Below are 14,147 nucleotides of genomic sequence, written 5' to 3' on the forward strand. Positions count from 1 at the left end.
ATCTTCGGCAAACCACAAATGCTGATGATTCTTATCTACCCGTTCGATACATCCTCAGGTGAACGGGCAACTACGCTTGCCTGCTGCGGGGGGATGCATTCGTTAGGGTTGCCCGGCTGCAAGTAGGGCATGAGGATCGGCGCCATGCCCTTGAGCACCTGCACCGGCAGCGCAGAGGTGAACTTGAAGGCTTCCGCCGAGCGTCCGGGCACGAAGGCAGTCAAGGTGCCGAAGTGGTTATCGCCCAGGAAGAACACGAACGTCGCGGTGCGGTTAAGCGACCGTGAGCCTATCAGGCGGCCCCCGGCGCCGAAGCTCTCGATGCGGTTGTCGCCCGTTCCGGTCTTGCCGCCCATGACCAGAGGCGTGCCATCCTTGAGCATGAAGCTGCCGGAAATGCGCCGCGCGGTACCTGCGTCCACCACTTGCGACATGGCGCCCTTGAGCGCGCGCGCTACCTCGACCGGCAGTATCCGCACACCACGATCCGGGTCGCTGATCAGTTTGGTCTCGTACGGCGTGTCCGCTGCAAAGTGCAGGGTATCGATGCGCAGTGTCGGCAGCCGTACACCGTCGTTCTGAATGATGCCCACCAGTTCGGAAAGCGCGGCAGGCCGGTCACCGGAGCTGCCAATAGCGGTCGCCAGCGACGGGACCAGGTGATCGAAGGGATAGCCCACCCGCTTCCAGCGCTGATGAATGTCGAGAAACGCCTCGATTTCCACCATGGTCCGGATGCGGCTGTCCCGTGCGCCCTGGTGACGGCTCTTGAACAGCCAGCTGTAGACCTCCTGGCGTTCGAAGCGGCTGGCGTTGATCATTTCGCTCAAGGTCGATGCAGGGTGCTTGAGCAGGTAGCCCAGCAGCCACAGGTCCAGCGGGTGGACCTTGGCGATGAAGCCCTGGTCAGGCAGGTTATACCGCCCCGGGCCGTAGGCATCGTACATCTGTACCAGACGGTCGTCGGTCAGTTTGCTCTGGGCGAGCTTGCTGTCTTTGCTATGGGCCCGCACGAAGGCGTTGAACGTGGCCTGGCCAGCCTCAGGGAACAGGTAGCGGTGCACGGCCGCCAGGCGCTGGGGTGTCACGCGCATGCCGTCGAGGAAGGTGTCCAGGCGTTGCTGCGAGGTCTTGCGCTGGTACTTGCGCCAGAAACGCATCAGGTAGCTGGTCCCTTCCTTGTCGGCGAACTTTGCCAGGTACTCCTGCCGGCGCGGGTCAGCATCGTCCTTGAGCAGCGGCACCCTGTTCAAGGGCTGCTGATAGGTGACGTAGCGCACCACGTCGCGCATCAGGCGGATGAACGGCAGGTTGATCGATTCGCGCAGGGCGTCCTTGAGGGTAGGGTTGCGGCCGTTGTCTTCCTTGCGAAAGTTATTGAACACGTGCATGCCGCCGCCGGTGAAGAAGGATTCGCCAGTGCTGGCCGAATACTTGCGCTCAAGGGCGGCGTCGAGCATCGCGTCCAGGCTCTGGTTTCTGCTGTTTTGCATCAGCCAGTCCAGTGACCAGCGGCTGATGACGTCCAGGTCGGCGACCTCGACTTTCTTCAGCTCAGCCGCAGGCTTGCCGGCGTACTTGTCATGCAGCTCGGCGACGATTTCCAGGTAGGTGGTCAGCACCCGAAGCTTGGCGGTCGAACCCAGTTCCAGCTTGCTGCCTTCGTTGATGTCGAAGGGCTGGTCGGTGCTGTCCGTCTGGACCCGCACGCGTGAGCCATCGGCAGTGCGTTCGAACAGGGTGAAACTGTAGCTGACCTGGTCGGTGGTTTTGGCAGTCAGCAAACGCTCGCCAATCAGGCCGATCTGCGCGGCGAAGGCCGGGTCGGCCAGATGCTTAAGGTACTCGCTGACTTGCAGCTGCAGGTCAGCCTGCAAGGTGCTGGTGGCGGAAAGGTCCAGACGGTCGAGGTCGTACAGCGGGCGGTTGAGCATGGCCGAAAGACGGTTGCGGGCCAGGCTGATGCCCTTGTTGGTGACGATAGGCACGATGGTCGGCTGCGCGACCCAGTCACGGTAGACGGCCTTGCTGGCCAACGCGGCATCGGCCAGCGCCTGAGGGATGATCTGGTTCGCTGCCAGCACACGAACGTGGGCGTCGGTCAGCTCGGCAAGTTCCACGCGCCCCTTGGAGAGGTAGTGCGATGGCCGGCGCTGGGCAATCATCAACGACAGCACCTGACGCAGCGCAAGGCCGCGGGCCGCCAGGCTCTGCGCATCCGTGGCGGTGTCATTGAGCGCGCGGTTGACGTGCTCGAAGTCTGCTCCATACCACACGCGCAGGCCTTCGGCCATGCCGTGGACTTCACCATGACCCGGCACGGCGGACAGCGGCACGCTGTTGAGGTAATCACGCACGATGCGCTGGCGCGCCTCGGTGGTGTCCGGCCCGCCCTGATAGGCGCGCACGCTGGCAGAAATCATCTGCCTGATCTTCTCGGCGCCCGACACGGTCAACCCGTCGGGTGAATGGCGGTACTTCTCCAGCTGGGTGGCCAGGGTACTGCCGCCGGCGGATTGGCCAGGCAGGGCCAGGTAGCGCGCGATCTGGCTGTAGGCAGCCTTGGCGAAACGCGGCCAGTCCACTGCCGGGTTGTTGCGCGGATCACGGGTATCGAGCAGGTCGCGGTTCTCGATGAACAGCAGGCTGTTGACCACGACCGAGGGAATCGAGGCGAAGTCCGGGTACAGGTACTGGGGATACTGATACTGGTAGAGCATGTCGCCCCGGCAATCGGTAATCGCCAGACCTGCCTGGACCTTTTCGATATAGGGCGCGAACAGCCCATGATCGACGTAATTGACCAGCGCCGGCGAGAATCGCACTTGTTGGCTGATCAGGTAATCGCGCTTGAGCAGGCGCGGCAGGAACTCGCCGAGCGAGCTATAGCCCAGGCGCTTATCGAACGGTCCTTCGCCTGGGTACACGATCGCATCGCTGGGACCGGGCTGCAGCGAGTAGGTCAGGGTGCTCGCCAGCTTGCTGAACTCGCGCGATTGCAGCTCGGACGTGCGGAACTCTTCATAGGCCGCGAAGCCGACAGCGCCAGCGCCCACCAGCAGAATCAGGATGATCAGACGCCACCATAGCCGGCGCTGACGAGGGGACTTGGGTTCTGGCGTCTCGGCAGGCGTTTGTTCGGGTGCTTGCTTGGTGTTTGGTTCCGTTTGCCACAGTGCGCCCATAATCGTCTATCCAGCCAGGTATTTTCGTCTTGCTTGCCTGAAGCTTAGACGTTGCGCCGGGTATGTGAAAATTTTGTGGAAACTGCGGAATAAAGCGGGTGCGCGGCAGGGCCGCGCTCAAGCATTCAGGCGGCTACCTCGCTGTTGGGCTCAAAGCTGTCCGCTCGGGCCAGTTGCCACATGCGCGAATAGAATTGCCCATCGACCTCACCGGTCAGTAGCTCGCCCGGCTTGAGGAACACATGCATTTGCGAGAACAGCTTGATCTCGGTGGCTGAAATGCGCCGCACCAAGTGCTTGGCTTCGAGCTGCGACGGGTGTTCCAGCCCAGCTGCAGCCAGCATCTCGGCCAAGGCACGCAGGGTGTTGCGATGGAAGTTCAGCACCCGTTCGGCCTTGTCCGGCACCACCAGGGCACGTTGGCGCAGCGGATCCTGCGTGGCCACACCCGTCGGGCACTTGTTGGTGTGGCAGCTCTGGGACTGGATGCAGCCGATGGCGAACATGAACCCCCGCGCGGCGTTGGCCCAGTCCGCACCGATGGCCAGGACGCTGGCGATATCGAAGGCGCTGACGATCTTGCCGCTGGCTCCGAGCTTGATCTTGTCGCGCAGGTTCAAGCCCACCAAGGTGTTGTGCACGAACAACAGGCCTTCGCGCAGCGGCACCCCGATATGGTCGGTGAACTCCACGGGGGCGGCCCCGGTGCCGCCTTCCTTGCCATCGATCACGATGAAGTCAGGCAGGATGCCGGTTTGCAGCATGGCCTTGGCGATACCCATGAACTCCCACGGGTGACCCAGGCAGAGTTTGAACCCCACGGGTTTGCCGCCCGACAGTTCACGCAGTTGGGCGATGAACTGCATCATTTCGATTGGCGTGGAAAACGCGCTGTGCCGCGATGGCGAGATGCAGTCCTCGCCCAGCGGGACGCCGCGGGTTTCGGCAATTTCCTGGGTGACCTTGTGTTTGGGCAGTATGCCGCCATGCCCAGGCTTGGCGCCCTGGCTCATCTTGACCTCGATCATGCGCACCTGCGGGCTGCGTGCCTGCGCGGCAAATGCCTGCGGGTCGAAACGTCCGTCCGAGGTGCGGCACCCGAAATACCCGCTGCCCAGTTCCCATACCAAATCACCGCCGTGCTCGCGATGGTAGGGGCTGATGCTGCCCTCACCGGTGTCGTGGTGAAAGTTGCCCAGTTTCGCGCCTTGGTTCAATGCGCGAATGGCGTTGGCGCTGAGCGAGCCAAAACTCATGGCGGAAATGTTGAAGATCGAAGCTGAATACGGCTGGCTGCACTGCGGGCCGCCGATGGTGATGCGAAAGCTTGCCGGGTCAGCCAACGGCGCCGGGCGCATGGAGTGGCCGATGAACTCGAAGCCGGACGCGTAGACGTCGATCAGGGTGCCGAACGGTTTGTCCGAGACCTGGTTCTTGGCCCTGGAGTAGACCAGCGAGCGTTGGGCACGGGAGAAGGGCAGGGCGTCGCTGTCTGCTTCGAGCAGATACTGGCGGATTTCCGGGCGAATGGTTTCCACCAGGTAGCGGATGTTGCCCAGGATCGGGTAGTTGCGACGCACGGCGTGGCGTTTCTGCAACAGGTCGAACAGGCCTATCAGGCTGAGCAGGCCGGTTGTCAGGGTGAAGGGCCACAGCCATTGGTGGTGGATCAATGGCAGGGTTGCCAGGGTAAACACGATGCAGATGGCGAACACCGCATAACGGCTGAGAAGTGACAGGCTCATACAGGGTCCTTGCGATGGCTCGGTCAGGCTCACGGCCTGGGTTGAGCCCCGACCATAGCCAACTTGTCCGTCCCTGCAAAGGCCGTGTCGCGCAGCAGCAACTGCCGCCACTGCGTCTGCTGCGCCGCGCAAGCCTCGACCAGGTAGTCGTAACGCTTGCCCACCCGCGCAGCCACCGGCACGCCGTCGCGGTAGAGCAGCCGGTTGCCGCTGGTGGCAGGTACCTTGGCCCCCGGCAGCAACGTGCCGATCAGGTTCAGCGGATCACTGGCGCTGACCACCACCAGTGTGCCGTCCGCCGCTTGCCGGCGAATCTGGCGCAGCATTGCCACGGCTTCGGGCAAGGCGAACTGTTCGCCGGACAATCCGGCAATGAAGCGCCCGCCCCGTATTTCCCCACGCGCCTCCAGGCGATGGTAGCAGCGCAGCAGATCACGCCAGGGCGGCAGCACATCGCTCTCACGCGCCAACAGGCGCCAGCACATCACCCCGTAGCGCTGCAGCAGCAGGCGAGCAAGGTGTTCGATGCGCTGATCCTGATCCAGCTCGGCTTCGCTGCGCGCCAGCAGGGCCCAGCGCCCTGCATGGGCCATGCTGCTGGACAAGGGCAGGTGACCGAAGCGAGGCCGACGCGTGGTGCGCCGAGCGGCCGGGGTGATCAGGCTGCGCAGCCCGGTGAAGCTGTCGGCATTGGCCAGGCCTGCACCGACCAGCGCCTGCAGGGCCGTTTCCAGTTCGCTGGGGAGCAGGCGGGCCTCTTGGGCCAATTCGTCGAAGAACAGTGCACCCCGGGTTTTCAGGGCGTCATGCACCCGCTGGGCGCGTGGTCCCAAGGTGTCGAGACTCGGGGGTGGGGCCAGGCTTCGCCACAGCTGCAGGTGTTCGCGAGGCAGCAACACCACAGGCGTGCTGGCCACCGTGCTGGCTGACACGGTGTTTGCCAACCGGCTCCAGGCGAACTGCCCGCTGCGGCAAGCCTCGTCGAGCCAGCTGGGGCTGTAATCGCGTACGCGCGCCGGCAGCACGTCGGCTTCCCACGCCCCGGCCGCACTTGGAAATCCCTGCAGCTGGGCCAGCACAGCAGGCAGCGCCTGCGGCCCTTGCAACCGTTGCTCCGGATCAAGGTGTTGCCAGTGAAACAGGAAACGCATGAAGTCCTGCAGGCTGACGGGCTCGATCTCCCGGCGCAGGCGTTTGACGGTATAGCGGTGAATACGCGCCAGCAGGTGGCGTTCGCACCACTGTGTGGCTACTGCATCCGGGCTGAAATGGCCCCGTAGCACATGGCCTTGGGCCTCGAGCCGGGCCAAGGCCTGTTCCACCTCAGCGATGGGCTTGCCCAGCGGCGCCGCAAGCTGGGCGACGGTGACAGGCCCATGGCCGCTCAGCCGGGCACGCAGCAATTCGGGCAGCGCCAGGCCGTGGTCCACGGGTTGATCGAAGCCAGGCAGCGGTTCGACGGCAGGCACCAGAGGGCAATCGGGGTAGACGGCTTGCAACAGCGTCAAGCGCTCACGGGCCAGCCACAACGCCTGCTCAGGCAGGTAGACGGCCCGGCCCCGCTTGGCCAGCTGGTCAAGCAGCGTACGCCAGCGTGAGCCTGCCTGGGCTTCTGTCTGGCTGATGGCGCCCAGGCTCATCAGCGCTTCATGCATTTCATCAGCGTTGACCGGCTGCGGCCAAGCCTCGGCTGCCACCGCCGCGATCGCATCCGCATCCAGTGCACCCAGCTCATCGCCTGACTGCACATCCGCCCAGCGGCGATTAAGGACCGCCTGGGTACGACGCTCTTCAATCGGGGCATCATCCAGAAAGGTGTAAGGCCTGGCGTTGAGAATGGCTGAGGCCAGCGGCGAGGGCGCCGACAGGTCGCATGCCAGCAGGCGCACGGCACCGCTTTCCATGCGCCGCAGCAACACCAGCCAGCCCTTGCTATCCATGGCGTCGTGCAGGCAGTCGTCGAGGGTCTGACGAACCAGTGGGTGGTCCGGCACCTGCCGTTCACCGGGCAGATTCTCAAGGCAGGCGATCTGATCGGGGAATACCGAGGCGATCAGGTCCTCGCTTTTCATGCGCTGGATCTGCGGCGCAACTTTGCGACCACCGGCAAAACGCGGCAAGGCCATCGCCACACCCGCGTTCCAGCGCCAGCGCACACCGAACATCGGGGCGTCGAGCACGGCCTGGATCAGCACCTGCTCGGCGCTGCGGCTGTCGAGGTAGCGCCACACTTCGTCGAGGGCGAAGCTGTGGCTGGTTGACAGCGACAGCACGATAGCATCTTCACTGGCTGCCGCTTGCAGCTCGACATTGAAGGTACGGCAGAACCGCTTGCGCAGGGCCAGCCCCCAAGCGCGGTTGATGCGGCTGCCGAACGGCGAGTGAATGATCAGCTGCGTGCCGCCTGACTCGTCGAAGAAGCGCTCCATCACCAGGGTGTCCTGGGAGGGCAGGGCGCCCAGTACCTGCCGCGTACGGGCCAGGTAGTCGAGCAACTGTTCGGCACAGCTGGCGTCCAGTTCGAAGGTGGCTTGCAGCCAGGCCAGCACGTGCGGCAGCGAGCCACCGGCGTGTTGCAGGCGGTCATCGATCTGCCCTTGCAGCCTGGCCACGGCAGCGCTGAGCTCGCGGCTGCGCCCAGGGGCTTCGCCTAGCCAGAACGGGATCGTGGGGGGCTGGCCGTGTGCGTCTTCGACCCGGACTCGCCCGGCCTCCACGCGCAGGATGCGATAGGACGCATTGCCCAGCTGGAAGATGTCGCCAGCCATGCTCTCCACGGCGAAGTCTTCGTTGACGCTGCCGATGTTCAGCGCCTGGGGGTCGAGCATGACGGCGTAGTCGGCATTGTCGGGAATCGTCCCGCCACTGGTCAAAGCGGTGAGCTGGCTGCCACGGCGCCCTCGCACCATGCCGCTGACCGCATCGCGGTGCAGGTACGCGCCGCGCACGCCCTGGCGGCCGTTGTAGCCTTCGGCAAGCATGCCGAGCAAGGCGTCGTAATGTTCGTACGCCATCGTGTCGAACGGCATGGCCTGGCGCAGGCAGTCGAACAGCGCTCGCTCGTGCCAGGTCTGGTTGCTGGCCTCGGCGACGATCTGCTGGGCCAGTACATCCAGCGGCGCCTGCGGTACCTGTACTTCATCCAGCTCGCCGCGGCGCACGCAATCGAGCAGCGCCACGCACTCGATCAGGTCGTCTCGCGATGTCGCGAACAACCGTCCTTTGGGCACCCCGTCCACCTGATGCCCAGCACGCCCCACGCGCTGCAGGAACGCTGCGATCGAGCCGGGTGAAGCGACCTGGCACACCAGGTCGATGTCGCCGATGTCGATGCCAAGTTCCAGCGAGGCCGTGGCCACCAGCACCTGCAGCTCGCCGGCCTTCAGGCGCTGCTCGGCACTCAGGCGCCTCTCCTTGGACAGGCTGCCATGGTGAGCGGCCACCGCCGCCGCGCCCAGCCGATCGCTCAGGTGACGGGTGATACGCTCAGCCAGCCGCCGGGTGTTGACGAACACCAGGGTGGTGCGATGCGCACGGGCCAGTTCGGCCAAACGATCGTACACCAGCCCCCATGCATCCTGGTCGAGCACCGCCCCCAGTGGCACGGGTGGGATTTCGATGGCCAGGTCACGTTGACGCGCGTGCCCCACATCGACGATGGCGCAGGCCCGCCCGCTGCCCACCAGAAACTGCGCCACGCGTTCGACCGGACGCTGGGTGGCAGACAGGCCGATGCGTCGCAGCGGACGGTCACACAACGCTTGCAGGCGTTCGAGGGTCAGCGCCAGGTGGCAACCGCGCTTGTTGCCGGCCAGGGCATGGATCTCATCGACGATGACGGTGTGCACCGTGCGCAGGCCTTCACGTCCAGAGGCCGAACCCATCAGCACGTACAGGGACTCCGGGGTCGTGACTAGAATGTGCGGCGCCTGCTTGCGCATGGCGATACGTTCTTTCTGGGGCGTATCACCGGTGCGCACCGCCGTGGTGATGGTGGGGGCTGCGTGCCCTTGCGCTTGGAGCGCGCGCTGGATGCCCTCCAGCGGTACTTGCAGGTTCAAACGGATGTCGTTGGACAGGGCTTTCAAGGGCGATACATAGACGATTTGCGTGGTGGCGTGCAATGTGCCGCCCTGCTCCAGCCCCTGGCGAAACAGCGCGTCGAGCACTGCCAGGAATGCACTGAGCGTCTTGCCTGAGCCGGTCGGCGCTGCCAGCAGCACGGATTGTCCCGCCTGGATGAGCGGCCAGGCCTGGGCCTGGGCATCGGTCACCGACGGATAATGGCCTGAGAACCAGGCCGCAACGCCTGGATGGAACAGCTCAAGTACTGGATGGTTCGCGGCAGGAAGCGTCATGAGAAGGTTATGAAGGGTACAGGCCAGGTTGGCAAGTGACCGTTCGTCCGCCTGTGTCCGAGCCTGGCAGTGGCCTTGTCACGGTCGGGGAGGCATGGGATGCTCGCCGCCCATTTTCAGGGAGATCACCCATGGCCAATATCATCCGCATTGCCGCCGCATTATTGCTGGACCCGCAAGGTCGCACCCTGCTGGTGCGCAAGCGCGGCACCCAGGCATTCATGCAGCCGGGCGGCAAGATCGATGCAGGCGAAACCCCGGTTCAGGCGCTTGCCCGGGAGCTGCTCGAGGAACTGGGCCTGCAGATCGACCCCGCCAAGGCCGTGCGCCTTGGCCAGTTCAGTGCCCCGGCCGCCAATGAGCCGGGGTTCGAGGTGCAGGCCGAGCTGTTCCGGGTGGACTGCGCGGCAGCGGTAATGCCGGCGGCCGAAATCGAGGAGATCACCTGGCTGGCCGCTGACCAGACGCCAGAAATGCCCTTGGCGCCCTTGACCCGTGATCTGATCCTGCCGCTATACCACCAGTTGCTCAGCGTACCGCGCTGACACCGTCGAGGGTGGCGAACGAAGTGTCCTTGGCCGTCAGTAGAAAATCGCGCATGTAGGGCGCATCGAGCATGTCGGTGCGCACGGCCGCGTAGAGTGTCGCGAACAGGCCTTTTTCGCCCAGGCGCTTGCCTTTGACGTAGCCGCGAGAGCTGTATTCGTGCAAGGCCCAATGGGGCATGCCGCACACGCCCCGGCCGCTGGCCACCAACTGCATCATCATGACCGTGAGCTCGGAGGTGCGTACGGCCGCAGGTTCGATGTCGGCTGGCTCCAGGAAGCGGGTGAAGATGTCCAGACGGTCGCGTTCCACCGGGTAGGTGATCAGGGTCTGGTCCGCCAGGTCCTGGGGCACCATGTAGGGTTTGCTGGCCAACGGGTGTTGGTTGGCCACTGCCAGCATGGCTTCGTAGGTGAACAGAGGAACGTAGGTGATGCCGGCCAGGTCCAGGGGATCGGAGGTCACCACCAGGTCCAGGTCGCCACGGGCCAAGGCGGGCAAGGGCGCGAACGCGAAGCCTGACGCCAAGTCCAGTTCCACTTCAGGCCAGGCATCACGGAACTGATCGATGGTGGGCATCAGCCACTGGAAACAGCTGTGGCATTCGATGGCCATGTGCAAGCGACCGGCCGTGCCCCCCGCCAGTCTGGCGATATCGCGCTCGGCGCCACGCAACAGGGGAAGCGTGGCGTCGGCCAGTTGCAGCAGGCGCAGCCCGGCGCTGGTGAAGCGAATGGGCTTGCTCTTGCGCACGAACAACGTCAGGCCCAGGCGCTCTTCCAGCTCCTTGAACTGGTGTGACAGGGCCGACTGGGTCAAGTGCAACCGCTCGGCCGCTTCGACCAGGCTGTCTGCCTCGCGCAGGGCATGAAGGGTTTTCAGGTGGCGAATCTCCAGCACAGCTGACTCCGGGGGTAAGGCTGAGGGTGAACATCATGGAGTTGAGTTTCCCTCATGTTGCCGCCGCTGTCGACCGTGCCTTGCCTATCGACTGAGACGGTGCAGCGCCTGGGTAACTCAACCAAGCCCGTATTTCTTGACCTTGTCGAACAACGTGGTCTTCGCCATGCCCAACTCCTGGCTCGCCTGGCTCAAGTTGCCGCCGGTGCGCTGCAAGGCGTCACTGAGCAGGTTGCGCTCGAAGGCCTCCACAGCTTCGGCAAAGCCCAGCCCTTGGCTGCTGGTGCCCGTAGGGCCTTTCTTGAAGGCGGGCAGACCCAGCGCATAGCGCTCGGCCACGTTACGCAATTCGCGAACGTTGCCCGGCCAGTCGTGGGCCATCAGCCGTGACAGGGTCTGGCTGTCCAGAGTGGGCGTCTCTCGGTCGAACCGCAGGGCCGATTGTTGAAGGAAGTGTTCGAACAGCTGCAGGATGTCTTCGCGGCGTTCGCGTAGCGGTGGCAGTTCGAGGGTCACCACGTTCAGACGGTAATACAGGTCGCTGCGGAACTGCCCGCTCTGACCCAGGCTGTCGAGGTCGGCCTTGGTCGCCGCAATGAGCCGGCAATCCACTGGAATGCTCTGGTTCGAGCCGAGCCGTTCCAGGGTACGCTCCTGTAACACCCGCAACAGTTTGATCTGGAGGTTGATCGGCATGCTTTCCACTTCATCGAGGAACAGCGTGCCGCCGTTGGCGTGCTCGATCTTGCCGATGCGGCGTTTGCCAGCACCGGTGAAGGCGTTGGCTTCGTGGCCGAATATCTCGCTCTCGAACAGGTTCTCTGGCAGGCCACCGCAGTTCAGTGCCACGAAGGGCTGGCCCTGGCGACGGCTGAAGTCGTGCAGGCAGCGGGCCACCAGTTCCTTACCGGTGCCTGTTTCACCCTCGATCAGCACATTGGCAGAAGTGTCCGCCACGTTGGCGATCAGTTCGCGCAGGTGCTGCATGGCGGGCGAGCGCCCGATGATGCGCCCTTCCAGGCTGCTTTGCCCGGCAAGCTGGCGGCGCAGCGCCGACACTTCGCGGGACAGACCGCGCTGCTCGAGCGCACGGCGCACCACATCGACCAGCCGCTCGGGCGAGAAGGGCTTTTCCATGAAGTCATACGCGCCGTTGCGCATGGCGCCGACGGCCATGTCGATATCGCCGTGCCCGGTGATCAGGACGACTGGCAGGCTGCGATCGCGTGCCTTGAGACGGTTGAGCAGCTCTAGGCCATCGATACCCGGAAGGCGAATGTCACTGACCACGATGCCGGCAAAATCATCGCCAATGCGTTCGAGCGCCTGTTCGGCACTGCCCACGCCTTCGCAACCGATGTCCTCCAGCGCCAGTGCCTGCTGGCAGCCAAGAAGGACATGGGGGTCGTCTTCGACGATCAGAACGGTAAGGGGCGCTTGGGTCATGGAAAGTCTGCCGATTCGGTGGGGGTGGATGCCAAGGGCAGGATCAGCACGAAGGCTGTGCCGCCGCTGGCAGGATGCTCGACACTGAGGCTGCCCTTGGCGGCCGCAGCAAGGCTGGCCGAGAGGGTCAGGCCCAGGCCAAGGCCATCGTCGCCCGGCTTGGTGGTGAAGAACGGTTCGAAAAGATGCTTGCGTGCCTCCGGATCGATACCATGGCCGTTGTCGCGCACCTGCAAGCGGTATTTGTCACCTTGCAGTTCGCCTTCGAGCCACAAGGCCGGCTGGGGCTGGACAGCCATGGCATCCAGGGCGTTGCCGATGAGATTGACCAGAATCTGCTCCAGGCGGGTCTGGTCGATGGCCAACTGCAGGTCTTCGTAATCGCGGTGTACCTGTAGGTGGCTGCTATTGATGCGTTCTGCCAGCACCTGCAGGCTGGCTTCGACCGCCTTGGCCACTGCGGCCTGGCCGCTGTCGTCGCTGCGTCGGGCGAATGAACGCAGGCTGGCGGTGATGCGGCCCATGCGGTCGACCAGGCCATTGATGGTGCGCAGGTTGGTACTGGCGGTATCCAGAGCGCCGCGTTCGATGAACCGAACGGTATTGCCCGACAAGGTACGCAGCGCCGCCAAGGGTTGATTGAGCTCATGGGCAATACTGGTGGACATCTGCCCGATGGCCGCCAGTTTGCCAGCCTGCACCAGTTCGTCTTGGGCCTGGCGCAGGGTCTGCTCGGCATGACGGCGCTCGCGTATCTGCCCCTTGAGCCGCTCATTGCTGGCCCGCAGGTCGGCCGTACGCTCGGCGATGCGACGCTCAAGCTGGCTATTGGCTTGCTCCAGCGCCTCGCGGGCTGCCAGGCGGGTGGCGATGACTTTGCGTCGCTCGTTCCAGGCGATGCCCAGAATGGTCAGCAAGGCAAACGCCACGCCAACCAGAATACCTTGCACCATGGACTCGCGGCGCAGGTCCTGAAGCGGCGTCAGCAGCGTGAAGTGCCAAGGCGTATCGACCAGGCGACGTGTCTGGGCCAGGTAGGCCACCTCATGCGGGTTGCCCTGGGCCGTTTCGCTGTTGGCCGGGAAGGTCAGCTTTTCCACCCCGTCGGCCAGGGTCTCGCGCCCCAGCGGTTGCAGCTCGTTGAGCGGCCACCAGTAGTATTGCAGGCTGCGCGCCAGGCGCTCCTTGGTTTGCGGGGTCAGCGGACGGACTGATTTGAGGCGTCGAGCCGGATCGCTGGAAAGAATGATGATCCCGTTCTCGTCGCTGACGAACGCTTCCAGGCGGGCGCGCTGCCAACGTTCCTCCAAGGTATCGAGGCGCACCTTGATCACGGCCACGCCGATGATCTTGCCATGCTCCTCGAGCCCATGGGCCAGGTAGTAACCGGCTTCGCCCGTGGTGCTGCCGATGCCGTAGAAACGCCCCGGTTCGCCACGCACGGCGGTCTGGAAATACGCGCGAAACGACAGGTCTTCACCCAGGAAGGAGTCGGTATCGCGCCAGTTGCTGGTGGCCTGCACCCGCCCCTGGGTGTCGAGCACGAAGATCGCGCGGCTGCGGCTGCGCCGGTTGAGGCCTTCGAGGTATTCGTTGACGGTTTGCCGTGAACCTCCATCAGGGTCGGTCAGCAGGTGCGACACACTGTCTTCGAGTTCCAGCAGGCTGGGAAGGTAGGTGTACTTGCTGATCTCGCTTTCGACCGTGCGTGCATGCAATTCCAACTGGCGTTCGCCATTTTCACTGAGCACCCGTATGCCGTTGCTCTCGCTGATCAGGAACCCGGCCATGCCCAGCCCGATCATCAGCAGGATGATCAGCGGTGGTAACAGCAGTTGGCGAACAAGGCGGGCTTTCACGGCAGGCTTGGCAGGTAACAGGAGCGAGGGGTCGCATTTCATCACAGTGACCTCGTCACGACCAGCGCCCGCTGCCCGCAAGGGCGGCGGGGCCGAGCGGCTCGATGA

7 protein-coding genes are annotated in these 14,147 nt (G+C 64.2%); 1 reads left to right on the forward strand and 6 read right to left on the reverse strand.

Features of this window, described 5'->3' with window-relative positions; all coding sequences use genetic code 11:
- Positions 1–35: 35 nt before the first annotated feature.
- From NMB38_RS04940 to NMB38_RS04950, 3 genes are all read right to left on the reverse strand, one after another.
- A complete protein-coding gene (locus NMB38_RS04940) occupies positions 36–3,185 on the reverse strand; it encodes a transglycosylase domain-containing protein (protein ID WP_027915367.1) in 3,150 nt (1,049 codons plus the stop codon).
- A 125-nt stretch (positions 3,186–3,310) separates the two neighbouring features.
- A complete protein-coding gene (locus NMB38_RS04945; protein WP_027915366.1) occupies positions 3,311–4,930 on the reverse strand; it encodes an FMN-binding glutamate synthase family protein in 1,620 nt (539 codons plus the stop codon).
- A 29-nt stretch (positions 4,931–4,959) separates the two neighbouring features.
- Positions 4,960–9,288, reverse strand: coding sequence for a DNA glycosylase AlkZ-like family protein (locus NMB38_RS04950; RefSeq protein WP_494354910.1), 4,329 nt, complete (start codon positions 9,286–9,288; stop codon positions 4,960–4,962).
- Positions 9,289–9,419: 131 nt separating this feature from the next.
- On the opposite strand from NMB38_RS04950, the gene NMB38_RS04955 reads away from it, so the two are divergent.
- A complete protein-coding gene (locus NMB38_RS04955; protein WP_027915365.1) occupies positions 9,420–9,833 on the forward strand; it encodes an NUDIX hydrolase in 414 nt (137 codons plus the stop codon).
- Here the strand turns inward: NMB38_RS04955 and metR are convergent.
- From metR to aauS, 3 genes are all read right to left on the reverse strand, one after another.
- Positions 9,817–10,734, reverse strand: coding sequence for a transcriptional regulator MetR (gene metR / locus NMB38_RS04960; protein WP_023535218.1), 918 nt, complete (start codon positions 10,732–10,734; stop codon positions 9,817–9,819). The two genes, NMB38_RS04955 and metR, sit on opposite strands and share 17 nt — an antisense overlap.
- Positions 10,735–10,851: 117 nt before the next feature.
- Positions 10,852–12,180 carry a two-component response regulator AauR gene (gene aauR, locus NMB38_RS04965; RefSeq protein ID WP_027915364.1) on the reverse strand — a complete coding sequence of 443 codons (1,329 nt, stop codon included), beginning with the start codon at positions 12,178–12,180 and terminating at the stop codon, positions 10,852–10,854.
- Entirely contained in the window at positions 12,177–14,081 is a 1,905-nt protein-coding gene (aauS, locus tag NMB38_RS04970; protein ID WP_132579069.1) for a two-component sensor histidine kinase AauS, read from the reverse strand. Before aauS ends, aauR begins: the two co-directional genes overlap by 4 nt.
- Positions 14,082–14,147: the final 66 nt, after the last annotated feature.

The sequence above is a fragment of the Pseudomonas sp. FBCC-B35 genome (assembly GCF_059133755.1).